Source organism: Micromonospora sp. DT228, assembly GCF_049841595.1.
Lineage (GTDB): Bacteria > Actinomycetota > Actinomycetes > Mycobacteriales > Micromonosporaceae > Micromonospora.
Genome location: NZ_JBNCKO010000011.1, coordinates 85,747 through 109,214, shown reverse-complemented (window position 1 = coordinate 109,214; position 23,468 = coordinate 85,747). Strand labels below are relative to the sequence as shown.

At 72.2% G+C, this 23,468-nt stretch carries 19 protein-coding genes; 12 read left to right on the top strand and 7 right to left on the bottom strand.

Annotated features, from left to right (window positions below):
• Positions 1-54 precede the first annotated feature (54 nt).
• Complete coding sequence (locus tag ACLQ29_RS22325) at positions 55-588, bottom strand: MMPL family transporter (protein ID WP_425773436.1); 534 nt, start codon at positions 586-588, stop codon at positions 55-57.
• A 69-nt stretch (positions 589-657) separates the two neighbouring features.
• On the opposite strand from ACLQ29_RS22325, the gene ACLQ29_RS22320 reads away from it, so the two are divergent.
• The 3 genes from ACLQ29_RS22320 (at position 658) to ACLQ29_RS22310 (ending at position 3,635) form a co-directional block, all read left to right on the top strand.
• Complete coding sequence (locus ACLQ29_RS22320) at positions 658-1,284, top strand: TetR/AcrR family transcriptional regulator (RefSeq protein ID WP_425773435.1); 627 nt, start codon at positions 658-660, stop codon at positions 1,282-1,284.
• A gap of 53 nt (positions 1,285-1,337) precedes the next feature.
• Entirely contained in the window at positions 1,338-2,744 is a 1,407-nt protein-coding gene (locus tag ACLQ29_RS22315) for an acyl-CoA synthetase (RefSeq protein WP_425773528.1), read from the top strand.
• Positions 2,745-2,879: 135 nt separating this feature from the next.
• Positions 2,880-3,635 carry an MBL fold metallo-hydrolase gene (locus ACLQ29_RS22310; RefSeq protein ID WP_425773434.1) on the top strand — a complete coding sequence of 252 codons (756 nt, stop codon included), beginning with the start codon at positions 2,880-2,882 and terminating at the stop codon, positions 3,633-3,635.
• A 65-nt stretch (positions 3,636-3,700) separates the two neighbouring features.
• Here ACLQ29_RS22310 and ACLQ29_RS22305 read toward each other — a convergent pair whose 3' ends face one another.
• The gene (locus tag ACLQ29_RS22305; RefSeq protein ID WP_425773433.1) at positions 3,701-6,094 is read right to left on the bottom strand and encodes an FtsX-like permease family protein; all 2,394 of its coding nucleotides are present in this window, start codon (positions 6,092-6,094) and stop codon (positions 3,701-3,703) included.
• Positions 6,091-6,783, bottom strand: a complete 693-nt coding sequence (locus ACLQ29_RS22300; RefSeq protein WP_393361468.1) for an ABC transporter ATP-binding protein — start codon at positions 6,781-6,783, stop codon at positions 6,091-6,093. The genes ACLQ29_RS22305 and ACLQ29_RS22300 overlap by 4 nt, the downstream gene beginning before the upstream one ends.
• Positions 6,784-6,988: 205 nt before the next feature.
• Here ACLQ29_RS22300 and ACLQ29_RS22295 point away from each other — a divergent pair, with 205 nt between their 5' ends.
• The 3 genes from ACLQ29_RS22295 (at position 6,989) to ACLQ29_RS22285 (ending at position 9,390) form a co-directional block, all read left to right on the top strand.
• Entirely contained in the window at positions 6,989-8,365 is a 1,377-nt protein-coding gene (locus tag ACLQ29_RS22295; RefSeq protein ID WP_425773432.1) for a sensor histidine kinase, read from the top strand.
• The gene (locus ACLQ29_RS22290) at positions 8,362-9,021 is read left to right on the top strand and encodes a response regulator (protein ID WP_425773431.1); all 660 of its coding nucleotides are present in this window, start codon (positions 8,362-8,364) and stop codon (positions 9,019-9,021) included. The genes ACLQ29_RS22295 and ACLQ29_RS22290 overlap by 4 nt, the downstream gene beginning before the upstream one ends.
• 108 nt (positions 9,022-9,129) lie before the next feature.
• Entirely contained in the window at positions 9,130-9,390 is a 261-nt protein-coding gene (locus ACLQ29_RS22285) for a hypothetical protein (protein WP_425773430.1), read from the top strand.
• A gap of 214 nt (positions 9,391-9,604) precedes the next feature.
• Here the strand turns inward: ACLQ29_RS22285 and ACLQ29_RS22280 are convergent, their stop codons facing one another.
• Positions 9,605-10,870, bottom strand: coding sequence for a prolyl oligopeptidase family serine peptidase (locus tag ACLQ29_RS22280; RefSeq protein WP_425773429.1), 1,266 nt, complete (start codon positions 10,868-10,870; stop codon positions 9,605-9,607).
• A 124-nt stretch (positions 10,871-10,994) separates the two neighbouring features.
• On the opposite strand from ACLQ29_RS22280, the gene ACLQ29_RS22275 reads away from it, so the two are divergent.
• The 3 genes from ACLQ29_RS22275 to ACLQ29_RS22265 all read left to right on the top strand — a co-directional run bounded on the left by ACLQ29_RS22275 (position 10,995) and on the right by ACLQ29_RS22265 (position 13,524).
• The gene (locus ACLQ29_RS22275; RefSeq protein WP_425773428.1) at positions 10,995-12,233 is read left to right on the top strand and encodes an MFS transporter; all 1,239 of its coding nucleotides are present in this window, start codon (positions 10,995-10,997) and stop codon (positions 12,231-12,233) included.
• Between the two features lie 198 nt (positions 12,234-12,431).
• The gene (locus ACLQ29_RS22270) at positions 12,432-13,232 is read left to right on the top strand and encodes a hypothetical protein (protein ID WP_425773427.1); all 801 of its coding nucleotides are present in this window, start codon (positions 12,432-12,434) and stop codon (positions 13,230-13,232) included.
• A gap of 13 nt (positions 13,233-13,245) precedes the next feature.
• Positions 13,246-13,524 carry a hypothetical protein gene (locus ACLQ29_RS22265; RefSeq protein WP_425773426.1) on the top strand — a complete coding sequence of 93 codons (279 nt, stop codon included), beginning with the start codon at positions 13,246-13,248 and terminating at the stop codon, positions 13,522-13,524.
• A 128-nt stretch (positions 13,525-13,652) separates the two neighbouring features.
• On the opposite strand, the gene murQ is transcribed toward ACLQ29_RS22265, so the two are convergent.
• The gene (gene murQ, locus ACLQ29_RS22260; protein ID WP_425773425.1) at positions 13,653-14,546 is read right to left on the bottom strand and encodes an N-acetylmuramic acid 6-phosphate etherase; all 894 of its coding nucleotides are present in this window, start codon (positions 14,544-14,546) and stop codon (positions 13,653-13,655) included.
• Between the two features lie 256 nt (positions 14,547-14,802).
• Between murQ and ACLQ29_RS22255 the strand changes: the two genes are divergently transcribed.
• The 3 genes from ACLQ29_RS22255 to ACLQ29_RS22245 are packed head-to-tail and all read left to right on the top strand — an operon-like array spanning position 14,803 to position 20,448.
• Complete coding sequence (locus tag ACLQ29_RS22255) at positions 14,803-16,368, top strand: sodium:solute symporter (protein WP_425773424.1); 1,566 nt, start codon at positions 14,803-14,805, stop codon at positions 16,366-16,368.
• A gap of 11 nt (positions 16,369-16,379) precedes the next feature.
• Positions 16,380-17,549, top strand: coding sequence for an anhydro-N-acetylmuramic acid kinase (locus tag ACLQ29_RS22250; protein WP_425773423.1), 1,170 nt, complete (start codon positions 16,380-16,382; stop codon positions 17,547-17,549).
• 25 nt (positions 17,550-17,574) lie between these two features.
• On the top strand, positions 17,575-20,448 hold the full coding sequence (locus ACLQ29_RS22245; protein WP_425773422.1) for an FAD-binding and (Fe-S)-binding domain-containing protein: 2,874 nt from the start codon (positions 17,575-17,577) through the stop codon (positions 20,446-20,448).
• A 9-nt stretch (positions 20,449-20,457) separates the two neighbouring features.
• Here the strand turns inward: ACLQ29_RS22245 and ACLQ29_RS22240 are convergent, their stop codons facing one another.
• Both ACLQ29_RS22240 and asnB read right to left on the bottom strand, forming a co-directional pair.
• Positions 20,458-21,501: an NAD-dependent epimerase/dehydratase family protein gene (locus ACLQ29_RS22240; protein WP_425773421.1), complete on the bottom strand. Its 1,044-nt coding sequence runs from the start codon at positions 21,499-21,501 to the stop codon at positions 20,458-20,460.
• Positions 21,498-23,468, bottom strand: a complete 1,971-nt coding sequence (asnB, locus tag ACLQ29_RS22235) for an asparagine synthase (glutamine-hydrolyzing) (RefSeq protein ID WP_425773420.1) — start codon at positions 23,466-23,468, stop codon at positions 21,498-21,500. Before asnB ends, ACLQ29_RS22240 begins: the two co-directional genes overlap by 4 nt.

Genomic DNA, 23,468 nt, shown 5'->3' with positions numbered 1-23,468 from the left:
CCGATTCTGCGGCACGACCCGGGTCTTGCCGCAAGCCCCCCGGTACGCTATAAGTTAGAAGTGGCAGGGAGTCGGATCTCCCTGCCTTTTGCTGTGGTCGCCCACGGCAGGCTGCGATTCTGGGTGACGCCGGCCCGGCCATCGACGCCAGGCGGCCGACCCGAGGATGCTCAGCACCGCCGGGCCGAGCACCAGGCGGATGACTGTGACGTCGATGATGACGGCGGTGGCCAGCCCGATACCGATCATCTTGATGCTGGTGTCCTCGATCGGCACGAAAGACAGGAACACCACCGTCATGATCGCCGCGGCGGCGGTGATCAGCCGACCCGTGCTGTCCACGCCGACCACGACGGCGCGCTGCGCGTCGTGGCCACTGTCGTACTCCTCCTTGACGGCCGACAGCAGGAACACCTCGTAGTCCATGGAGAGTCCGAAAAGGACCGCGAACAACAGCATCGGCACGAAGGCGCCGCCGCTGACCTGGGCCACACCGAGCAACGCCAGGACGCTCACGACCCAGGCCGCGAGCGTCAGCCATGGGTGCCGGGCCGTGGTGCGCCCCAACCGATCAAGGGTTCTCTCCATGCCCGCAGCCCAGATACACTGTCTGCAAGATTGCAATGGATGCAACATCAGGGCTTGTAGGATGCAGCGATGACGGGCAACATGGGCCTTCGCGAGCGGAAGAAGGCGCGCACCAGACAGGCGCTCGTCGACGCGGCGATCGCACTGTTCGCCAGCAAGGGATACGACGAGACCACAATCGCCGACGTGACGGCCGCCGCCGACGTCTCACCCCGCACCTTCTTCGTCCACTTCGCCAGCAAAGAGGACGTGCTGTTCGACGATCCCCCGCTCAAGCTGGAACTCTTCACCGCTGTGCTGGCGCACCCCGGTCCGGACGAGACCCCCGCGCAACTGCTGGTCCGGGCGTTCCACTCGGTCCTCCACTCCGACACCGACCTGATGGGCCAGTCCGAGCGTGTCCGCGCCAACCTGATCCTCCAGACACCGGCACTACAGGCCGGCGCCGTGCGCAAGGTGTTGGAAGGTCAACGCGAGATCGTCCGGGCGCTGCTCGACGCCTATCCCGACACGCTGGACCCGGTAGCCGCCGCGGCGCTTGTCGGCGCCATGGTGGGCACCCTGGTCGGCGCGATCACCATGCTCTACTCCGATGCCGCGGTGGCGGCCCGGATGGCCGCGGATCCCCAGCGGATGCGCGCCGAACTGGAAGCCGCCATCAGCTCCACCTGGCACCACCTCGGCGGCACCGGCTGACCCCGCGTACGCCGGTGGCGCACGCGGGGCACGACGAGAAGGGTCACGTGCCTGTGCTGCTGAGCTGGCTGCTGTCGGCAACCGACGAGCGTCCGGATGCGATCCGGATCGACGACCGGGCCACGTCGTGGGTTGAGTTGCGACGGCTCGCCGCCGCGGTGGCCGACGACCTGCGCGGTGTGGACCGTGTCGCCGTCGACGCGACTGCCAGCCTGCACACGGTGGTCGGTGTCGTCGGCGCGCTGCTGGCCGGATCCGCGGTGATCCCGGTGCCGCCGGACGCCGGCCCGATGGAACGTGAGCACATTCTCCGCGACTCGGCGCCCGGAGCGATGCTCGTGCCGGCTCACGCTGAGCACCAGCAGCCATCCGACGGGCTGCCGACAATTCCGATCGACCTGGGCCGAGGATCGGACACCTTCCACCCGGAGCCCGACCCGGCCGGCATCGCGCTGATCCTCTACACCAGCGGCACCACCGGCGCGCCGAAGGGCGTGACGCTCTCCCGCCGAGCCATCGCCGCCTGTCTCGACGGGCTCGCCGCGGCCTGGCGGTGGACGCCTGACGACCTGCTCGTGCACGGCCTGCCGCTGTTCCACGTGCACGGCCTGGTGCTCGGGGTGCTCGGCCCCCTGCGCGTGGGCAGCCGGCTGCACCACGTGGGCCAACCCCGCCCCCAGCGGTACGCGGCGGCGGCCGGCTCCCTCTATTTCGGCGTCCCCACCATCTGGTCCCGGATCGCCGCCGACGAGACCTCGGCCCGGGCGCTGCGCGCCGCGCGGCTGCTGGTGTCGGGCAGCGCCGCCCTGCCCGCGACGGTCTTCGCCGACCTGACCAGGCTCACCGGCCATCAGATCGTCGAGCGGTACGGGATGACCGAAACGTTGATCACGATCAGCGCGACCGCCGACGGCCCCCGCCGGCCCGGCGCCGTCGGTCTGCCGTTGCCGGGGGTACGCACCCGGGTCGTCGACGAGCAGGGCCGCCCGATGCCCACCGACGGGGTGGCGATGGGCGAGCTGGAGGTGTGCGGCCCGACCCTCTTCGACGGGTACCTGAACCGGCCCGACGCGGACGCCGCCACCCGGACCGCGGACGGCTGGTTCCGCACCGGCGACGTGGCCACGATCGGTCCGGACGGCTGGCATCGCATCGTCGGCCGGGCAGCCACCGATCTGATCAAGAGCGGCGGTTACCGGATCGGCGCCGGCGAGGTGGAGGACGCGCTACTGGCGCATCCGGGCGTCCGGGAGGCAGCGGTGGTCGGCACTCCGCACCCTGACCTCGGCCAACAGGTGACGGCGTACGTCGTGGGCGACGGGATCGACGAGGCGCGCCTCATCGAGTTCGTGGCCCGACAGCTGTCGACGCACAAGCGTCCCCGACAGGTGCGGCTGGTCGAGGCCCTGCCCCGCAACGCGCTCGGCAAGGTGCAGAAGAGCCGACTCGGCACGGAGTGATCCCTGCCGGCCGCCGGCGACCCTCCCGGACCGGCCGCCGCGAGATCGAGGCGTTCCCTGCCGAAAAGTGGGAACGCCGACTCGCGCACCTCGTGCGAGCGACCGCGGGTGCCACCGGAGACCAGGGAGAGCACCATGACAGAGCTGACCGTGCGCGCCATCGGCGGGCCGACGGCCGTCCTCGACTACGCGGGCTCGCGCGTCGTGTTGGATCCGACCTTCGACGATCCGCAGACGTACCACTACGGAAAGGTCACCGCGACCAAGCTGGCCGGCCCGGCCATCTCACCCGGGGACCTGGGCCAGGCCGACCTGGTGCTCGTGTCGCACGAGCACCACCTCGACAATCTCGACATCTCCGGGCGGGAGTACGCACGGCAGTCCCGACGGGTGCTCACCACGGCGGCGGGCGCGCCGAATCTCGGCCCGGGCGCGGTCGGCCTCCGGCCGTTCGAGCACGCCGACGTCGGTGACCTGCGCGTCACGGCGGTTCCGGCGCTGCACGGTACGCCGGAGATCGGTGTGGTCAACGGTCCGGTGATCGGCTTCGTGCTGGAGGCGAGTGGCTGGCCGACGGTCTATGTCAGCGGTGACAACGCCTCGGTGGATGTCGTGGCGGTGATCGCGGAGCGGTTCCCTGCGATCGAGATCGCGATCCTCAACCTGGGCGCGGCCCACATCGCGGCACGCGGCGAGGGGTTCCTCACCCTGACGGCGGAACTGGCGGCCCGCGCGGCGGCCCTGCTCGGTGTGCGGGCGGTGGTCCCGGTGCACCAGCACGGCTGGGCGCACTACACCCAGGGCGCCGACGACGTCGTACGTGCCTTCGAGGAGGCGGGGTTGCGACAGGTGCTCGTCGACCTGCGCCCCGGCGACACGGCGACCATCTGAGTTTCCGGCACACGCGGTTGACCGCCGCACACGGGCAACTCCCGCGAGCGGCGGCTCCCCTCCCGTCACTCGGTTCGCAGTGCCACCGCGACCCGCGTCTTCGCCGCCCAGCCGGCCGGCAGCAGGGCGCCGACCACGGCGATGACCAGCCCGCCGAGACCGAAGAGCAACAGGTCGACCGAGCCGTACGCGTCCAGGACCGCGTCCGGCAGGCGGAAACCCACGCTGCTCGCCATCTCGGTGATGACCGTGCGTTGCAGCAGCACGCCGACCGCCGCGCCGACCACGCCGCCGACCAGGCCGGTGACCACCACCGAGGCGATGACCATCGCCGTGGTCTGCCGGGGTGTCATCCCGAGCGCCTTGTGCACGCCCAGGTCGTGGACGCGTTCCCGGGTCTCCAGCACCACCGTGTTCAGCACGCCGAGGCCGGCGACGACCATCAGCAGGAGGCTGAGCAGCCCGGTCAGCGCGTTGATGATGATGATCATCTCGTCGGGCTCGTGGTTGAGTCCGTCGGCCAGCGCGCCGAGCGGCTCCAGAGCCGCCGTCAACGCCGTGGCGTACGCCCTGGCGTCGGTGCCGGACGCCACGGTGACGTAGTAGATCGACGGCGCCAGCTCCGGCTCGGCCACCCGGAGGGTGGCGACGTCGGTGACGACCTGCATGCCGTCGTCGTCGAGGTTGAACGCCTCACCGACGATCGTGACGGGGATGTCGACACCCTTGTCGGTCAGCACGATGCGGTCACCGACCTGTTTGCCGGCAGCGGTCAGGAACGGCGTCGAGACGACGATCTGCGCCGGGCCGGTCAGCCAGGTCCCCGACACCATCCGGTAGTAGCGCGCCGCGTCCGGCCCGGTGACGGCAACCGCCTCCAGCTCTCCGGTGATCCCCCCGGCGGTGATCTCGCTGCGGGCCATGCCCAGGTACCCGTCGGTGCCCGCCTGGTCGGCGATCACCCGCTCGATCGCGGCCGGGTCGCCGAACGGCTCCGGCTGCCCCGGCCTCGGCGGCTGCCCCGGGCCCGGCGGCTGCCCCGGGCCCGGCGGTGGCCCGCCCTGCGGCGCCCGGTGCGGCTGCCCGACCTGGACGTCGGCGATGTCCTCGACCTCCTGGATCCGGTTCAGCGACGTACCCAGACCGACCGCGAAGGTGACCGCGGCCGCGCCGAACGCGATCGCGGCGACGATGCTCACCGCTCGTACCGGTCGGGCGAAGGGGTGGGCCAGTCCGAGCGTCACCGGCCGGGAGATCGGCAGCCGGCTGGTCAGGCGGGCCGCCCATCGACCGCGACCGGGTCGGGGGGTACGCCCGACGGCGAGCGCGTCGACGCTGCGCAACCGGCCGGCCCGGGCCGCGGCGGCCAGGGCGGTCACCGCCACGAGGGTGAGCGCGCCGCCGGCCACGACCGCGTTGACCCAGAGCGCGACACCGTTGTCGTCCGTACCGTAGATCTGGTTGGTCTGCGCGAGGATCGGCACGGTCAGGAGGTTGCCGGCGACCACACCGAGCGCCGCGCCGACGGTGGCCGGGATGAGCGCCTGCCCCACGTACGCCCGAACCACCTGGGCTGGCGTGAAGCCGAGCGCCTTGAGGATGCCGATCCGGCGGGTGGCGGTGGAGACCGCGCCGGCGATGACGTTGCCGATGATCAGCACCGCCATGACCACACCCAGCATGCCGAAGGCGATCAGGAACGGCACCAGCAGGACGGTCTCGCCGGTCGCCTCCCGGCGGACGTCGAGCCACGACACGGCGCTGTCGAGCGCGGCGGCGGGGACGGACGCCTGCACGGCGGTCCGGCCGGCCTGGACCTGTGCCGCCGTGCCAGCCTCGGTGAAGCGGTAGAGCATCTGGTAGGCGCGGGGGCCGTCCGGTCCGGTCCACGCCGCGAGCTGCGCCGGGGTGGTCCAGGCGTCGGCGGTCTGGCTGGCCGACCGGGCGAGCCCGACGACTGTCACCGCCGGGCTGCCCGGCGCGTCGGACACCGTCCACCGCTGGCCGAGCACCTGCTGTGGCAACCGCAGGCGCTCCCCCGTGGCCAGCACGATCTCCCCCGGGCCGGTCGCCCACCGGCCGTCGACGACCTCGACCCGGTCGACCGCGCCACCCGGATCGGCACGCCCGACGACGGTCAGCGGCGGCACCGGGTTGCCCATCGGGCTGGTCACGTTGAGTTCCGCGTTCGGGAACGGTCCCGCCGACCCGGCGACCCCGGCGGCATCCGCGGAGGCGGCCAACTGCGCCTCGGTGACCACGCCAGCGTCGAACTGGGCGGTGAGGTGCGCGCCCTGCTGCTGGCTGAAGGCCCGGTCGAAGGGTCCCCGGGAGGCCACCATCAACGAACCGCCGAGGACGGCCGAGGTCACCGCGATCATCACGACCAGGCCGATCACGACAGTCTGTACGCGTCGCCGACCGACCCCGGCCCGCACCACCCGAGCCAGCGCGCTCATCGGGCCCGCTCCAGCGCGGAGTCGGCGGCGACCTGCCCGTCCAGGAGCTGGACGGTCCGGGTCGCGCACCTCTCGGCGAGGACCAGGTCGTGGGTGACCACGACGATGGTCTGGCCGTCGGCGTGCAGCTCGGTCAGCAGCCGCATGACCTCCTCGCCGGAGGCGGTGTCCAACGCCCCGGTCGGCTCGTCGGCCAGCAGCAGCGGCGGCCGGTTCATCAGCGCGCGGGCGACGGCGACCCGCTGCCGTTCACCGCCGGAGAGCCTCCCGGGGTACGCGCCGGCGTGTCGGTCGACGCCGAGCCGGCCGAGCAGCTCGGCCGCCCGCCGCTGGGCGGTGCCGCGGCCCATGCCGGCCAACTGTGCCGGCAGCATGACGTTGTCGGCGACGGTCAGGTCGTCGAGGAGGTTGAAGAACTGGAACACCAGGCCGATCCGGGCCCTGCGGTACCGGGCGGAGGCCGCTTCGCCGAGCTGGTCGACCCGCACCCCGTCGACGGTGACCGTGCCGGTGCTCGGCCGGTCCAGCCCGGCCACCAGGTTCAGCATCGTCGACTTGCCGCTGCCGGACGGGCCGAGAATCGCCACCGCCTCACCGGGCGCGACGCTCAACGACACCTCACGCAGCGCCGGTGGCCCTTCGTCGTACCGGCGTGTCACCTCGTGCAACTCGATAAGCGGTGTGGTCATGTCCCCGTCTCCTCAGGTGGTGGTGAGCTGGCGAGGCTGACGCTAGGGGCGGGTACGAGTCGGATACATCGGCAGCGGGAGGCATCTTCGGTACCGCGTCGGGATGAGCGGTGCCGGCGTCATCCCTGCGAGGTAGGCGTGCGATGTAGCGACACCGCTCGCCAGGCGGATAGGCACGGGCGCGGTCGGCACCGAGAATGAACCGATGACGTGGCGTGCGATGGTGAACCGGCTGTGGTCTCACATCCGGTCCCTGGCTCGTCCGGTCGGCCAGTTGCCGCCGTTGTCGCGCCGGGGGCAGCTGTTCGACGCGCTGTTGGCGCTCGGGCTCGGTCTCCTCGCCATCCAGGCGGACCGGGGTGTCGATGACCGGCCGGCGGAGCACCGCATCGTGTTCGAGCGGGGTGAGGTCTGGTCGGGTCCGCAGGTGCCACCCGACCCGGTGTGGCCGCCCTTCCTGCCGGTCGAGGACGACGGCAGCGGCTGGACGGCGGCGCTGCTCATGCTCGTCGTCCTGCCGTTGCTGTTTCGCCGCCGGTACCCGTTGGGGACGCTCTGGGTGGTGCTGGCGAGCGCCGGGCTGGTCGACGACAATCCGGCCGCGCTGCGGCTGTCCTTCTTCGCCTGCGTGGTCGCCGGCTACAGCGCCGCTGTCTTCAGCCCGTACAAGATCCTGGCGTTGGCCAGCCTGCCGGCGGCCGCGATTCTGCACGCCGGGTTGCAGTCGGACGCCAGCTCGGTGTCCGACAGCGCCGTGCCGTTCTTGATCCTGCTGCCGATCGCGGTGGCGGCCGACGGGCTCCGCCGGTGGAAGGAGCACGCCGACGAGGGCCGGGCGCGGATGTCGGCCATGGAGCACGAGCAGGTCGAGGCGCTGCGCCGGGCAACGGAGGTCGAACGGGCCCGGATCGCCCGGGAGTTGCACGACGTGGTGACCCACAACGTCAGCGTGATGGTGATCCAGGCCGGCGCGGCCCGCAAGGTGATGGAGTCCAGGCCCGAGGACGCCCGGGCGGCGCTGCTCGCTGTCGAAGCCGGCGGCCGGGCGGCGATGACCGAGCTGCGGCACGTGATGGGGCTACTCACGATGGACGACGACGTTCTGGGGCAGGAGGGCGCGGCCGAGCTGGCTCCGCAGCCCGGCCTCGATGGGCTGGGCGCGCTGGTGCGGCGGGTGCGTGACTCGGGGGTCGAGGTCGAGCTGGTCCTGCGCGGGCAGCGAGGGCCGCTGCCGTCCGGCATCGAGCTGACCGTGTACCGACTGGTGCAGGAGGCGTTGACGAACGCCGTCAAACACGCTGCCGGCGCATCCGTGCGCGTGCTCGTCGACTATGCCGGGACGCACCTGCGGGTCGAGGTGACCGACACCGGCGGTCGAGCCGGCGCGACCGCCGGTACCGGCACCGGGCGCGGGTTGATCGGTCTGCGCGAGCGACTGGCGGTCTACGGTGGCACGGTGCGGGCGGGTCCACGACTCACCGGTGGATACCGGGTCCAGGCCCTGATCCCGCTGGAAAATGCCATGATCGACGACGTCGCGGACGACGGTCGGACCGGCACACCTCTGGGGGGCACGGCATGACCGCAGCGCTGCGGGTGGTGGTCGCTGACGACCAGGCGTTGGTCCGGGCCGGGTTCCGGATGATCCTGACCGCCGACGGGATCGACGTGGTCGCCGAGGCGACGACCGGGGTCGAGGCCGTCGAGGCGGTCCACCGGCACCGCCCCGACGTGGTCCTGATGGACATCCGGATGCCCGACCTGGACGGTCTCGCGGCGGCCCGCCAGATCCTCGCCGGTGTTGGCGAGGCGCCGCGCATCATCATGCTCACGACCTTCGACCTCGACCAGTACGTGTACGCGGCACTGACCGCGGGAGCGAGCGGCTTCCTCCTCAAGGACGTCACCCCGGAGCATCTGGTGGGTGCGGTCCGGCTGGTCCGCTCCGGTGACGCGCTGCTGGCGCCGACGATCACCAGGCGGCTTGTGCAACGGTTCGCCCAGCGCGACTCCGACCCGCCGGCCATCCATCGGGACCTGGCCGCTCTGACCCCACGGGAGTTGGAGGTGCTGGGCCTGCTGGCGCACGGTCTGAGCAACGCCGAACTCGCCGGCCGCCTGCACCTGTCGGAGGCTACCGTGAAGACACACGTCGCCCGGATCCTGGCCAAGTTGGGCCTCCGTGACCGGGTCCAGGCCGTCGTCGTCGCGTACCGAACCGGTCTGGTCGCCCTCTGACCGTGCCGACCGGTCGACCCTCGCGCGCACGACGCCAACCCTCGGCCGGACGCTGAGCAGGTCACCGGCTAGATTTCCTGGACACACCCGGTCCGCTGTCACCGCGCGGTGATCAACCGGATCGGCCACGACGCCTCGGCCGGCACTGCCGCACCGACAGACGGGTCGAAGAACATCAAGGCCGCCGGACAGGCGGACTTCAACGACCGTGAAGCGCAGGTAAGACCAGCATCCGTGCTGGCACCGCGCGGCGAAGCGGTAACCCACCCGGACGCCGTGTGTCCCACACGCAGCGTGGCGGGAATCTCCGTCCTTCAGGACGGCGAGGATGTCAAAACGTCGTCGTCGCCGGGGTTTCCGGGACGGTGACGGGCGGTGGTGAGGTACGGATCGCGGCGAGCTCCCGATCTCCTCCGGCATCCGGTTCCAGAACCTGACCGTCAGGAGCACCAACATCACCCAGAGCCCCTGCGGTGGGGCGAACAACACGATAAGCAACGTCTCGCGGGTCAACTCGACACTCACCTGGTGTTGAGCCGAGCAGGTGCGGCCGCCCGGGCTCGGGCTGCCGCACCCGCTGCGCTCACCGACGGCGGCGGGCCATCCACTGCCAGATGTGGGTGCCGTTGAGGCTCGGGTCGTTGCGGGCCACGTAGATCCAGGACCAGTGGCCGGGGAACTGGTAGCCGTTCCAGACGACGTGGTCGTACAGGCTGACAAGCGATCCCGGGATGAGGTCGTGGGCGTGGATCGTGTTGGTCTCCGGTGGCACGGTGTCGTCGTCAAGCGAGGTGACCAGCCAGGTAGGGGTCCGAATGTTCGCCAGCTCCGCGTCGGTGATCAGCGGCGGGCCCTCCCCGCCGAGCGGCTCGACGACGCCGCAGATCGGCACCGACGCGGCGAACAGGTCGGGATAGGCCACTGTCATCTCCAGCGACATGTAGCCGCCGTTGCTGCAACCGACCACGTAGATCCGGTCGGGATCGACGCGCTCGCGGCGGACGAGGTCCTGGACGATCTCGCGGATCAGCGGGGCGAACCGGGGGCCGTCCTCCATCCAGTACGAGGTGCTCTGCGGAGCCACGACGTACGCCCCGCCGAAGATCCGCTGCGCCTGCGGGGTGGCGAAGCCGAGCGCCCCCCGGTTGGCGCGCAGCGTGGTCTCGTTATCGTAGTAGTCGTCGGGCAGCGAGGCACCCTCGCCGGCGCCGTGCAGCCAGACGACGAGCGGCTGGCGACCCCGCCGGGGCGAGTTGTCGGGCGAGTACAGCCGGTATTTCATACCCGAGCCCGACACGTGGTAGCTGAAGGCGTCCACCTCGGGGTTCGACAGTCGTCCCTGGACGAAGCGCGTGATGGTGACCGGCGAGCCGTGGCGTCGGGCGATCGGGGTGTTCTGCGTGATGGTGTAGACGAGGTCCAGCCGGACGTTACGGCCCTTGCTCAGGATGTAGCCGAGGGTGCCACCGCCGGGTTGACCTTCGGCGGTGCTCAGCTCCAGCACGATGTTGCCGTGCCGGTCGAGCCGGGCCGCGGTCACCGTACGGTCCAGGTCGTACTCGCTGAAGATCTGGTCGCCGGGGGCGATGGGGAGCGGGCTGGTGGCCTTGGCGTGCACGCTGAACGTGCCGGGGGTCAGCCCGGCCGGGTCGATCGGCCCGAGCCGGCGGGTGTCGAGGGTGACCGAGGTGACCTGTTCACCGCCGTCGAGTGTTGTCGCGTCGAGGGTGAAGCTCACACGTGCGGGATGGCGGTCACCGGCGTGGGCGGCGCGGCCGGGCAGGGCCAGGCCGATGGCGGCACCGGCCCCACCGACCAGAACGGTGCGACGAGTGACAGACGTGGACATGCGGCCCCCGTACCCTGTGAGGTTGACGTGCGTCGATGAGATCTCAACGTAACGCCACCGAGATCCGCTGGCAACCGTTGCCGGGTCGACCGTCCGCACCGCCACCGCTATAGTGAGTTCCATTATGGAACTTACCGCGTTCTGGCGTTGGTGGTTGGCCAGCACGACAAGCCACCTCGGCTCGGCCGTCGGCGGGCTGGCCCTGCCGCTGACCGCGTTGGTCGTGCTGCACGCGTCGGCCTTCGAGATGGGTCTGATCACGGCGGCCGGCTATCTCGCGTACCTCCTGATCAGCCTGCCCGCGGGGGTGATCGTGCAGCGCCTGCCGCTGCGCGGCATGCAGGTCGTCCTGGACGTGGTCCGGGCCCTCGCCATCGCGTCCGTCCCCCTGGCCTGGTGGTACGACGCCCTGACGGTGGCCCAACTGGTCGCGGTCGCCCTGGTCGTCAGCTTCGCCAACGTGCTGTTCGACGTGGCCAACCAGACCTTCCTGCCGGAGATCGTGCCGGCCGCCCAGTTGCAGGCGCGCAACAGTCTCAACTCCGGCACTCGCGCCGCCACCGAGTTGGGCGGGCCGTCCCTGGGCGGGCTCGCGGTGCAACTGTTCGGAGCGGTGCCGACCCTGTTTGTGGACGCCGTCAGCTACCTGGTCTCGGCCGTGCTGCTACGCACCCTGCCCGCCCGCCGCGTGCAGCGACCGGACCAGCGGCCACCGATGGTCACGATGATCCGCGAGGGCTGGCACTACGTGCTGCGCCACCCGATCATCGGACCGGCCATGTGGGACGCCACCGCGACGAACTTCGTCAACGGCGCCATGCTGGCGCTCTTCCCGTTCTATCTGGTGCGCGAGCTGCACGCGTCGCCGCTCCTGGTCGGGCTGTTGATCGCCGCCGACGGGCTCGGCACGCTCATCGGCGCCGCGCTGACGACCCGCTTCACCGACCGGTTCGGCACCGCACGTGGCCTGATCATCTCGGCCTTCGTCGGTGTGGTCGGCGCGCTCATCATCCCGCTGGGCACCGGCACCGCCGCCTACGTCGCCTTCGCCGTCGGGAATCTCGTCTTCGCCGGGTCCACTGTGGTGCTCAGCGTGACCACCCGCACGTACCGGATGCTCGCCAGCCCCCCGGAGCTGCTGTCGCGGGTGATCGCCACGGTCAAGTTCGTCTCCTGGGGCGCGATTCCGCTCGGCGGTCTCCTCGCCGGCGTCCTGGCCGGGCCACTCGGTGCCCGCACCACCCTGCTGATCTTCGGGGCGCTCACCGTGCTCTCCCCCATCATCTATCTGTCGACCCCGATCCGCCGGATGCGTGACCTGCCACTCGACCCCGCCCCGGCACCCACGGAAGCCCGGGTGTGATCCGCCCACTCGATCACTGCCGCTGACGGCCCGGGTCCAGGTTGGACGCGCGAGCCCGCCACCCGGACATCGACAGAAGGTGTAGCCCGGGGATTCCCGGGGCAAGAACCGGCAGATGGAGGGAACGGCAGAACGCGACGGGCATCCACCCGGCCGGCGGCAGCGTACCGGTGAATCGGACCGGGCGGCCTCCGTCTGATGCGGTTGAGGCACAGCCTTCCGGTGGCGGCGTTCGGGGCCGCGGCGCTCGGCGCGGTCCTGGGCACCGACCCCGCCCACGCCGACACGCCGCTGCCGCTGCCGCTGCCGCTGCCGACGAGTCGCCAGCCGGTGGAGGTCGGCACCTCGCCGAGCACCATCACGGTGCGGGTGCCCGACCTCGCCGAGGTGCGGCTCTCCGTCCCCCTGCCGTTGCCGACCGCGCTCCCCCTGCCGCTGCCGTCGGCAGTTCCCCTGCCCCTGCCATCCGCAGTCCCCCTGCCGCTGCCGTCAGCCGTCCCGCTGCCGACGCTGTCGGTCGATCCGTCCACAGTCGTACCGACGCGGCCGGCCCGTACGTCGGCGTCGTCCTCGCCGCGGGCCACGCCCGCACCGTCGAACTCGGCCGCCGCAGTGGCACGCGCTGCCCCGCGGTCGGCGCCGTCGACACCCCTGCCGGCGACGGTATTCCGCGTCGTGCACGACACCCCCGGCGGCCGGACACCGGATCGGGCGCGGGTGGCGAGGGCCGCGATCACCGACGAGCCGCCCCGGCCACCCGCCCGTCCCACGCCGGGGCCACCGGCGCTCGTGCTGGCACTCACGTCGGTGCCCACAGGTGCCAGCACCGGCGGTAGCGATCCACACACGTCGACAGCCGAAGCTCCGCCGCCCGGCGCGCCGCTGGGCCCGGGGCTCACCGTGACCGCCCCCGACAGGCGCGCCGCCAGCCGACCGGTGGAGCGGGGTCCCCCACCGCCACAGCAACTCCTGATCACCCACTCGCGTCCACGACGTTGATCAGGAGAGGACCATGGAGATAGCCGTTATCTGGATTCCCGCCGACATCGAGCCGGTGGAGCCCGCCGTCGCGACGTGTCTTGCTCACCTTCGCCGACACTCGTACCGATTTGCGGGAATCATGCGGGCATCGTGGGAGACCGTCGAGCAGGCCATGATCGACGGGGAGGTGGACGTCGTCGTCATCGCCGACCATGCCCACCTCCCGCCGGACCGGTCCCCTCGGATCGAGCTGGCCACCGCGACCGGCGCGGAGGGGGACCGAACGATTTCCTACCCCCAGCTCGACTGACGCGACGAAGCGCCCCGTCCGGGTCGGACGGGGCGCTTCGTGGACCTGGCCTTCGAGCCGGACACGCCGCGCGGATCGCCACGGGCCACGGCGGACAGCTACTCCGCGTGCCCGGATCCGCCCTCCGCTCAGGCCGCGACCGCCGCGCGGACGTCGTCGTCGGCGTCGCGCAGCCGCGCTGCGGCCTCCTCGGCGGTGCAGTTCGCGAGCAGCAGCACGATTGCCGTCTTGGCGTGCCCGTGCGCCGCCGCGAGCGCCCGGGTGGCGGAGTCCAGATCGGTGTCGGCGGCCTCGGCGACGATCCGACGCGCCCGGTCGACGAGCTTCTCGTTCGTGGCGTTCATGTCCACCATCAGGTTGCCGTAGACCTTGCCGAGCCGGGCCATCGAGGCGGTCGAGAGCATGTTGCAGACGAGCTTCTCGGCGGTGCCGGCCTTGAGTCGGGTGGAGCCGGTGAGCACCTCGGGGCCGGTGGGCACCTCGACGGCGACGTCGGCGTACCGGCTGATCACCGCGTCGGAGTTGCAGGCCACCGAGACCGTCGACGCGCCGAGTGCGCGGGCGTGCTCCAGCCCGCCCACCACGTAGGGCGTACGGCCGCTGGCGGCGAGCCCGACCACCGTGTCGCGGGCGGTCAGGCCGACCGCGTCGAGATCGGCGACGGCGCGACTCGGGTCGTCCTCCGCGCCCTCGACGGCGACACCGAAGGCACGCGCTCCTCCGGCGAGCAGGCCGAGAACCCGGTCGGGCGACGTACCGAAGGTGGGTGGGATCTCGACGGCGTCGAGCATGCCGATCCGGCCGCTGGTGCCGGCACCGAGATAGATCAACCGACCGCCCTGGCGCAGCGACGCCACGACGACGTCGACGGCTGCCGCGATGTCCGGCACGGCCCGGCGGACCGCCTGGGCCACCGTCTGGTCCTCGTCGTTCATCGCGAGGAGCAGCTCGGTGGGGGACATCAGGTCGAGGTCGCTTGTCTTGTCGTTGCGGGTCTCGGTGCCGAGGGTGCTGAGGTCCACGGGGTTACTCGTTCCTCTCGCTGGTGCGCGGTCGCCGGTCGGACGACGGGCGGCGGCTCGTCGAGCGCCGCGTCCGCAATGCGCCGTTCCGACCGTGCCAGCCTGGTTGGCGCGGAGGGATGTCGGCTGCGCCCCGCATCCTCCGGATCAGCAGGCCGGGGTCACAGCGTAGCCAGCCCGGACGGGAACTGGCAAAAACTTTCGCGATACGCTAGACATGCGTCACTTATCTACAACCACTGGTTGGGAGCGAGCCGTGCGTCAACTCGACCTTGTTGTGATCGTGCTGTACCTCGTGGTGATCGCCTACGTCGGACTTCGCCTGTCCGGCAAACAGAAGTCCGCCAAGGACTACTTCGTGGGCGAGGGTCGGCTGCCGTGGTGGACCGTCTCGTTCTCCGTGGTCGCCACCGAGACCAGCGTCCTGACCGTGATCAGCGTGCCCGGCGGCGCCTACAGCGGGCAGGGGTTCGGCAACGTCGAACTGGCCCTCGGCTACGTGATCGGTCGCGTCGTCGTGGCGGCGGTGCTCATCCCGCTGTACAAGCGCGGTGGCTTCGTCAGCGCCTACCAGTACCTCGGTGAACGGTTCGGCCTGAAACTCCAGGGTCTGGCGTCGGTCACGTTCGTCTTCACCCGCCTGCTCGCCGAGGGCGTACGGCTGTTCGCCTCAGCCATCCCCATCAAGCTGCTCCTCGACGAGTTTGGCCTGAATGTCGGTTATCAGGCCATTATCGTGGTGCTGACGCTGATCACGGTGGTCTACACCTACCTGGGTGGCATCAAGGCGGTCATCTGGACCGACGCCATCCAGATGGGGCTCTACCTGGGCGGGGCGATCCTGGCCATCGGTGTGCTCAGCCACGCCGTCGGCTTCGACGGCTACTCGCAGGCGCTGGACGCCGGCAAGTTCCAGCTCTTCGACACCAACCTGACGCTCGCGCACGTGCTCACCAGCCCGTTCGCCCTGCCGACGGCGATCATCGGCGGTGCGATCTTCGCGATGGCCAGCCACGGGTCGGACCAGCTGATCGTGCAGCGCATCCTGTCCACCCGCACGCTGCGCGAGGGGCAGAAGGCGATGATCTCCTCGGGCATCTTCGTGGTGATCCAGTTCGCGGCGTTCTCCCTGGTCGGGGCGCTGCTGTGGTCGTACAACAAGGGTCAGACCTTCAAGGAGCTCGGCCTGGCCAGCAGCGACAACCTCTACCCGAGCTTCATCCTGCACGCCCTGCCGGTGGGCATCTCGGGCCTGCTGGTGGCCGGCATCCTCGGTGCCGCGATGGGTTCGCTGTCGTCGGCGCTGAACTCGATGTCCAACTCCACTGTCGCCGACTTCATCCACAGCTTCTTCCGGAAGGTCCCGTCGGACGACGCGATGCTGCGCCTCGCCCGGGTGATGACACTTGTCTGGGCGGTGTTGATGGCGATCTTCGCCTGCGCGTTCAGCTCCAGCACCGGAAACGTCTACCTGACCGGTCTGACCATCGCGGGCTACACCTACGGGGCGTTGCTCGGGGCCTTCCTGCTCGGCCGCCTGGTCAGCCGGGCCAACCAGGTCGACGCGTTCGTCGCCTTCCTCGTCACCGTGGCGGTGATGACCTACATCGTCCGCTACGTCAAGATCGACGTCACGACGGCCGGGCACACCGTCCCCACCGCCATCGCCGCGCAGTGGCTGGTGCCGATCGGAGTCCTGATCACCCTGCTGGTCGGCGCGGTGTCGAGCCGTTTCCACGCGGCCCCGGCGACGCCGTACGACCATGGACGCGCCGACGAGATCGACGACGACTCGGCGGCAGAGCCCGCCGGGCGGGCGTGAAGGAGACCCTGATGCGTGTCATCGGCCTGATGTCCGGCACTTCCTACGACGGCATCGAAGCCGCCGCCGCCGAGTTCGACCTCAGCGGCGACACCCTGCGGATGCGACCGCTGGGCCGGCTCAGCCACCCGTACCCCGCGGAGCTGCGCACCCGGATCGCCGCCGCCCTGCCGCCCGCGCCGACCACCACCGAGGCGATGACCGTCCTGGACACCGGCATCGGCCAGGCCTTCGCCGAGGCCGGCGTGCGGGCTCTCGCCGAGCTGTGCGGCGGAGACGCCGACCTGGTCGTCTCGCACGGGCAGACCATGCACCACTGGGTCGACGGCGGTGTGGTCCGGGGCACCCTGCAACTGGGGCAGCCGGCCTGGATCGCGGAGGCCACCGGCCTTCCGGTCGTGGCCGACCTGCGCACCCGCGACGTCGCCGCGGGCGGCCAGGGCGCTCCCCTGGTCGCCCTGTTCGACACGCTGCTGCTGCGTGGTCTGCCCGGTGTCCCCGCCGCGCTCAACCTCGGCGGCATCGCCAACATCACTGTCGTCGCGCCGGACGCGGACCCACTGGCGTACGACACCGGCCCGGCCAACGCGCTCCTCGACGCCGCCGCGCGGCACTTCAGCGGCGGCGTGGAGGAGTACGACCGGGACGGACGCGGGGCGGCGGCCGGGCAGGTGAACCCGGCCCTGCTGCGGCGGCTGCTCGACGAGCCGTACTACCGGCAGCCCGGCCCGAAGAGCACCGGGAAGGAACTGTTCCACCTGCCGTACCTGCTCGCCGCCCTCGCCGACGCGCCCACGCCGGATCAGCGGGACGTCCTGGCCACCCTCACCCGGCTGACGGCGGTCACGGTGGCCGGCGCCTGCCGCGACCACGGCGTCACCCAGCTCGTCGTCTCCGGCGGCGGCGCGCACAACCCGACGCTGCTGCGCATGATCGGCGAGGAGCTGCCGGGCGTGCGCCTGTCGTCAAGCGACGACCTGGGTGTGGCGTCGGACGCCAAGGAGGCGCTCGCCTTCGCGCTGCTGGGCTACCTGTCCGTGCACGGGCTGCCCGGCACCCTGCCCTCGGGCACCGGCGCGCGGCACGCCTCGGTGCTGGGCAGCATCACCCCCGGTCGCCAGCCGCTGCGACTGCCGGCGCCCGTCGACACCGCGCCGGACCGGTTGATCGTCGCCTACTGATCGCCCCTCCCGGGAGGACCCGCCCATGAGACCCGTCGTAGGAGTACCCGCGCCGACCACCGCCGGCGTCCGCGCCCGCGAGGTCGTCGAGCTGCTGCGCTCGCGCCTCGGTGATCCGACCCGGGTCAGCACCGAACTGCCCCGGCGGCTGGCGGCGGCGCACGACGCCTCGCCGTACCTGTTCGAGCCGCAGGCGGTGGTACGCGCCGCCTCGGCGGCCGAGGTGGGGGCGTTGCTGGCCGCCGCCCGGGAGGCCGGTGTCCCGCTGACCCTGCGTGGCGGCGGCACCAGCCTCGCCGGGCAGGCCGGCGGCGCGGGCGTCCTCGTCGACGTCCGGACCGACTGGCGGCACGCCGAGGTGCTCGACGACGGCCGCCGCATCCGGCTCCAGCCGGGCCTCACGATCCGGCAGGCCAACGCCCGGCTGGCCCGCTACGGCCGCCGGCTCGGCCCGGACCCGGCAAGCGAGGCCGCCTGCACGGTGGGTGGCATGGTGGCCAACAACTCCAGCGGGATGACCTGCGGCACCACCGACAACGCGTACCGCACCATGGAGTCGCTGCGCTTCGTCCTGCCGTCCGGCACCGTCGTCGACTCCGCCGCGCGCGACGCCGACGACCGGCTGCGGGCCGACGAGCCGGAGTTGCACGCCGGGCTGCTGCGCCTGCGCGACCGGGTGCGCTCGACACCGGGCTCACGCGCCACGATCGAGCGGCTGTTCGCGATGAAGAACACCATGGGGTACGGGCTGAACTCCCTGCTCGACCACGACAGCCCGGCCGACATGCTCGCCCACCTGATGATCGGCAGCGAGGGCACCCTCGGCTTCGTGGCCGAGGCCGTCTTCCGGACCGTCGAGATCCACAAACACGCCGCCACCGGACTGCTGATCCTGCCCGGCCTCAGCGCCGCCACCGACGCGTTGCCGGCTCTGCTCGCCGCCGGCGCGCGTACCGCCGAACTGCTCGACGCGGCCGCGCTGCGGGTCAGCCAGCGCGACCCCGACGCGAGCGCGGCCCTGCGCGGGCTGACGGTCACCGGGCACGCCGCGCTGCTCGTGGAGTTCGCCGAGGACAGCGCGGAACGGCTGGCCGCGACGCTTGCCGACGCCCAGCCCGTGCTCGACCGGCTGCCCGCCGTCACCGGCACCGCGCTGACCCACGACCCGCGTGAACGGGCCGCGCTCTGGCACCTGCGCAAGGGCCTCTACACGGCGGTCGCCGGCGCCCGCGCGCCCGGCACCACGGCCCTGCTGGAGGACATCGCGGTGCCGATGCCACGCCTGACCGGCACCTGCGACGGGCTGATCCGCCTGTTCGACAGGCACGGCTACCCGGACGCGGTGATCTTCGGACACGCCCGCGACGGCAACCTGCACTTCATGCTGACCCAGTCCTTCGACACCCCGGCCGAGATCGACCGCTACGCCCGGTTCACCGACGACATGGTCGACCTCGTGCTCGCCGAGGGCGGCACCCTCAAGGCCGAGCACGGCACCGGCCGGGCGATGGCGCCCTTCGTCCGCCGCCAGTACGGCGACGACCTGTACGACGTGATGCGCGACCTCAAGCGGCTGTGCGACCCGAGCGGCCTGCTCAACCCCGGTGTGCTGCTCAACGACGACCCGACCGTGCACCTGCGGCAGCTCAAGGCCGTCCCGACTGTCGACCCCGAGCTGGACGCCTGCGTCGAGTGCGGCTACTGCGAGCCGGTCTGCCCCACCGCCGACGTCACCACCACGCCCCGGCAGCGCATCGTCCTGCAACGGCAGATCGCCCTCGCCACCGCCGCCGGTGACGAGGAGCGCCGCCGGGAGTTGACCGCCGACTACGCGTACGCGGCGGTGGACAGCTGCGCCGCCGACAGCCTCTGCGTCACCGCCTGCCCGGTCGGCATCGACACCGGCGCGGCCATGAAGCGGCTGCGCGCCGAGCGGCACAGCCCCCGCGCCCAGCGCACCGCCCGCACCGCCGCGCGGCACTGGCAGGCCGCCGTGACAGGTGTCCGGGTGGGACTGACCGCCGCGCACGCCGTCCCGACACCGCTGACCCGCGCCGCCACCGGGGTGATCCGTGGACTCGGCGCCACCGAACTGGTGCCAGAGTGGAGCGACGACATGCCGCGCGCAGGCGCTCCCCGCCCCCGACCCCGCAGCGCGCCGGACGCCCAGGCGGTGTTCTTCGCGGCCTGCGTCGGCAGCCTCTTCGCCCCGGAGGACGGTCCGGCCGGCGGCGCGGCGGCGGCGTTCCTGCGCCTGTGCGAGCTGGCCGGCGTGCCGGTCGTCGTGCCGGCCGGCACGGCGGGCCTGTGCTGCGGCACGCCGTGGCAGTCCAAGGGCTACCCCGCCGGTCACCGCGAGATGGCCGAGCGGACCCTGGCCGCGCTGTGGGAGGCCAGCGACGAGGGTCGCCTGCCCGTCGTGTGCGACGCGTCGTCCTGCACGCACGGGTTGACCCAGCTGACCGCCGCGCTGGCCGAGGAGGACCGGGCACGGTACGACGCCCTGCGCTTCGTCGACAGCGTCACGTTCACCGCCGAGCGCCTCCTGCCGGCGCTGCCGGAGCCCCGGCGGCTGGGCTCGCTGGCCCTGCACCCCACCTGCTCCACAGTGCACCTCGACGGCATCGACGACCTGCGCGCGGTCGCCGCGGCGGTCGCCGACACGGTGACCGTGCCGGACAGCTGGGGATGCTGCGCCTTCGCCGGCGACCGGGGGCTGCTGCATCCCGAGGTGACCGCCAGCGCCACCGCCGCCCAGGCCGCCGAGGTCAACGAGCGCGACCACGACGCGTACGCCTCCTGCAACCGCACCTGCGAGATGGGCATGAGCCGGGCCACCGGGCAGCCGTACCGGCACGTGCTCCAGGTCCTCGTCGAGGCGGTCGAGCCGCAGGCATAGCCGGGGGTGTCACCGGAGCAGGCCCTGGTCGCGGTACCACGCCACCGCGCTGGCCAGGCCCTCCGGGAGGCGGTACGCGGGCGTGAAGCCGAGGTCCGCCCGGGCCCGGTCGGTGGCGCACGTCCACGCCAACTGTCGGATCTCGTACGCGCGGTCCCGGTTCATCGTCAGGGCCGGGCCCCGGCGAACCGGGCTCAGATCGCACAGCCAGCCGGTCGCGTGCACGAGCGGACCCGGCACCGCGATGAACCGCGCGCGGGGACGGCCGACCGCGATGGCGAGTTCCCGACAGAAGTCGCTCCAGCCGTACACCGCGCCGTCGCTGATGAGGTACACCCCCTCGGCACCGCCGCCCGGGGGCAGCGTCCCGCCCCGGACGACGGCCGCGATCAGGGCCGCGCACAGGTCGTCCACGTGCACGAAGGAGTACTCGCGTTCCGGGCGGGTGGGGCGCAGGTGGGCGCCGAGGCGGGCCATCGGCAGGAAGGACGGCAGGAAGTCGTGGTCGCCCGGGCCGTAGACGATCGTCGGGCGCAGGACCACTGTGGGAACACCCGCGGCGCGGGCGATCTCCTCGGCGGCGAGTTTGCTGCGGCCGTACGCGGAGACCGGCGCGACCGGGGTGGACTCGTCCCGGGGCCGGCCGGGACGCGACGGCCCGGCGGCGGCCAGGGACGAGCACAACACCAGCCGAGGGGTCGGGTCGGCGGCGGCGAGGGCCGCGACCAGCCGGCCGGTGGACTCGGTGTTTCCGCGCCGGAACGCCCCCGGACGGCGGGCCTTCACCTGGCCCGCCAGGTGCACGACGGTGTCGACGCCGGCGACGGCCGCCCGCACGCCCGCGCCGGTGTCGAGGTCGGCGACCGCGTAGCGCAGCCCGGGGATGTCGGCCAGGACCGTGCGGTCCGACGTGGGGCGGACCATCGCGACGGGTGTGCAACCCAGGTCCGCCAGCCGTCGCACGAGCCGGGCGCCGATGAAGCCGGTCGCCCCGGTGACCATGATGGCGCGCGACGCGATGCCGGGCCAGCGGTGCCGTTCGGGGCTCGTCATCGCCGCTCGGCGCGTAGCACGGCGCTGGCGAGCGGCGCCGGGAGCGCGGCCGGTGCGGTGGCGGCTGCCGCGTCGCGGAACACCTCCAGCAGCAGGTGGGTGGTGAGGACGGCCATGCTGGCCCACTCGGCGACCGTGCCCTCCCAGGTGCGTCCGGCCCCCCGCAGGGCGGCCTGGTGCAGCGCTGTCACCTGCGCCGGGTCGAAGAGCCCGTGGGCGCGTACCGCCGCCGGCCCGAGATAGGTCGCCGCTAGGTCCTCCCCGGGGCCGGTGAGATACCACGGCGTGATGGGTGTGAAGAACGGTTTCTTCCGGCGGCGTCGGATCGGTGCCGGAACCACGTCGCGAAGAGCCTCCTTGAGGATGTGCTTCTCGCTGGTGCCGCGCAGGAGCACCCGTGGGTCCAGCCGTGCCGCCAGGTCCAGCAGCGCCCGGTCCATGAACGGCACGCGTACCTCGACGCCGTTGGCCATGGACAACCTGTCGCTGAGCAGGAGGACCCAGCTCGGCAGGCGGGTCTGGTACTCGTAGTGCAACGAGCGGTGCAGCGCCGTGTGCGTCGGCGGGGCCGGCAGCGGCGAGGGGGCGAGAGCGCCGCTGGACGGGCGCAGCAGCGCGGGCGCGACCGCGTCCATCGCCGACCACAGGTAGAACCAGGCGGGTGCGCCACCGCCGAAGCGATCCGCGGCGGTCGCGAGCCGCCCCGGCACGGCGGCCACGTGGGCGGCGGCGCCGGCGGGGGCGCCGTGGTAGGCCAGCACCCCGGTCAGGATCAGCCGACGCAGCGGGTCCAGGCCCGCCCGGGTCAGCCGGCCGAGTCGCTGCTCCAGCCGCTGGAGGACGTACCAGGAGTAGCCGCCGAGCAGCTCGTCGGCGCCGTCGCCGGTCAGCGCGACCTTGGCGCCCCGCTCGGCGGCGATCCGAGTCGCCTTCAGAAACGGCGTGGCGACGCCGAACCACTGCGGCGCCTCCAGGTGCCACAGCGTCTTCGCCAGGTGCTCGCACGCCTCGGCGCCGTCGAACTCGATCTCCACGTTGTCGACCCCCAGCGCCGTCGCGGCGAGCCGGGAGTAGCGACCCTCGTCGAGGTCCGAGCCGGGCAGTCGGATGCTGGCGGTCTGTACCTGTGTGCCGAGGACGGCCGAGATCGTCGCGACGACGGCGGTGCTGTCCAGGCCGCCGCTCAGCGTCGCGCCGAAGCCGACCTCGTCCGGCAGCCGTTTGCGGACCGCCTCGACCAGGGCCGCGCGGAACTGTTCGACGGCGGGCCGCCCGTTCAACAGGTCGCGCGGGTCCCCGACCAGCGGGGTGAAGTACCGGCGCAGGGCGACCGCCTGCCCGTCGGCCACCAGCAGGTGCCCGGGCGGCAGGTCGTGGACGTCGGCCCAGAAGGTGCCGGGCGCGGTCGGCTGGCCGTACCCGAAGACGTCGCGCAACCCCTGCGGGTCGACGCGCGCCGCGCACAGCCCGGACGCGAACAGGGCCTTCACCTCGCTGGCGAACTGAAGCCGGCCCCCGGCGACGTGGTAGTACAGGGGTTTGACACCCACCGGGTCCCGGGCGAGCGTGAGCCGGCGACGGCGGACGTCCCACAACGCGATGGCGAAGTCCCCGTCGAGGTGGTCGACGAAGGCGAGGCCGTGCTCCTCGTAGAGGTGGGCGATCACCGCGCCGTCGCTACCGCTGGTGAACGTGTGGCCGCGTGCGACGAGCCGGGCCCGCAGCGCCCGGTGGTTGTAGATCTCGCCGTTGAAGACGACCTGGACGTCGCCGCGCTCGTCGCTCAGTGGTTGCTGCCCACCGGCCACGTCGACGATCGCGAGCCGCCGGTACGCCAGCCCGATCCCCGGCCCCACGAAGTAGCCCTCGCCGTCGGGACCGCGATGCGCCAGCGAATGCGCCATCCGGGCCAGCCGGTGCGGCTCGACAGCGGCGTCGAGATCGAGGATGCCGGCGACACCACACAT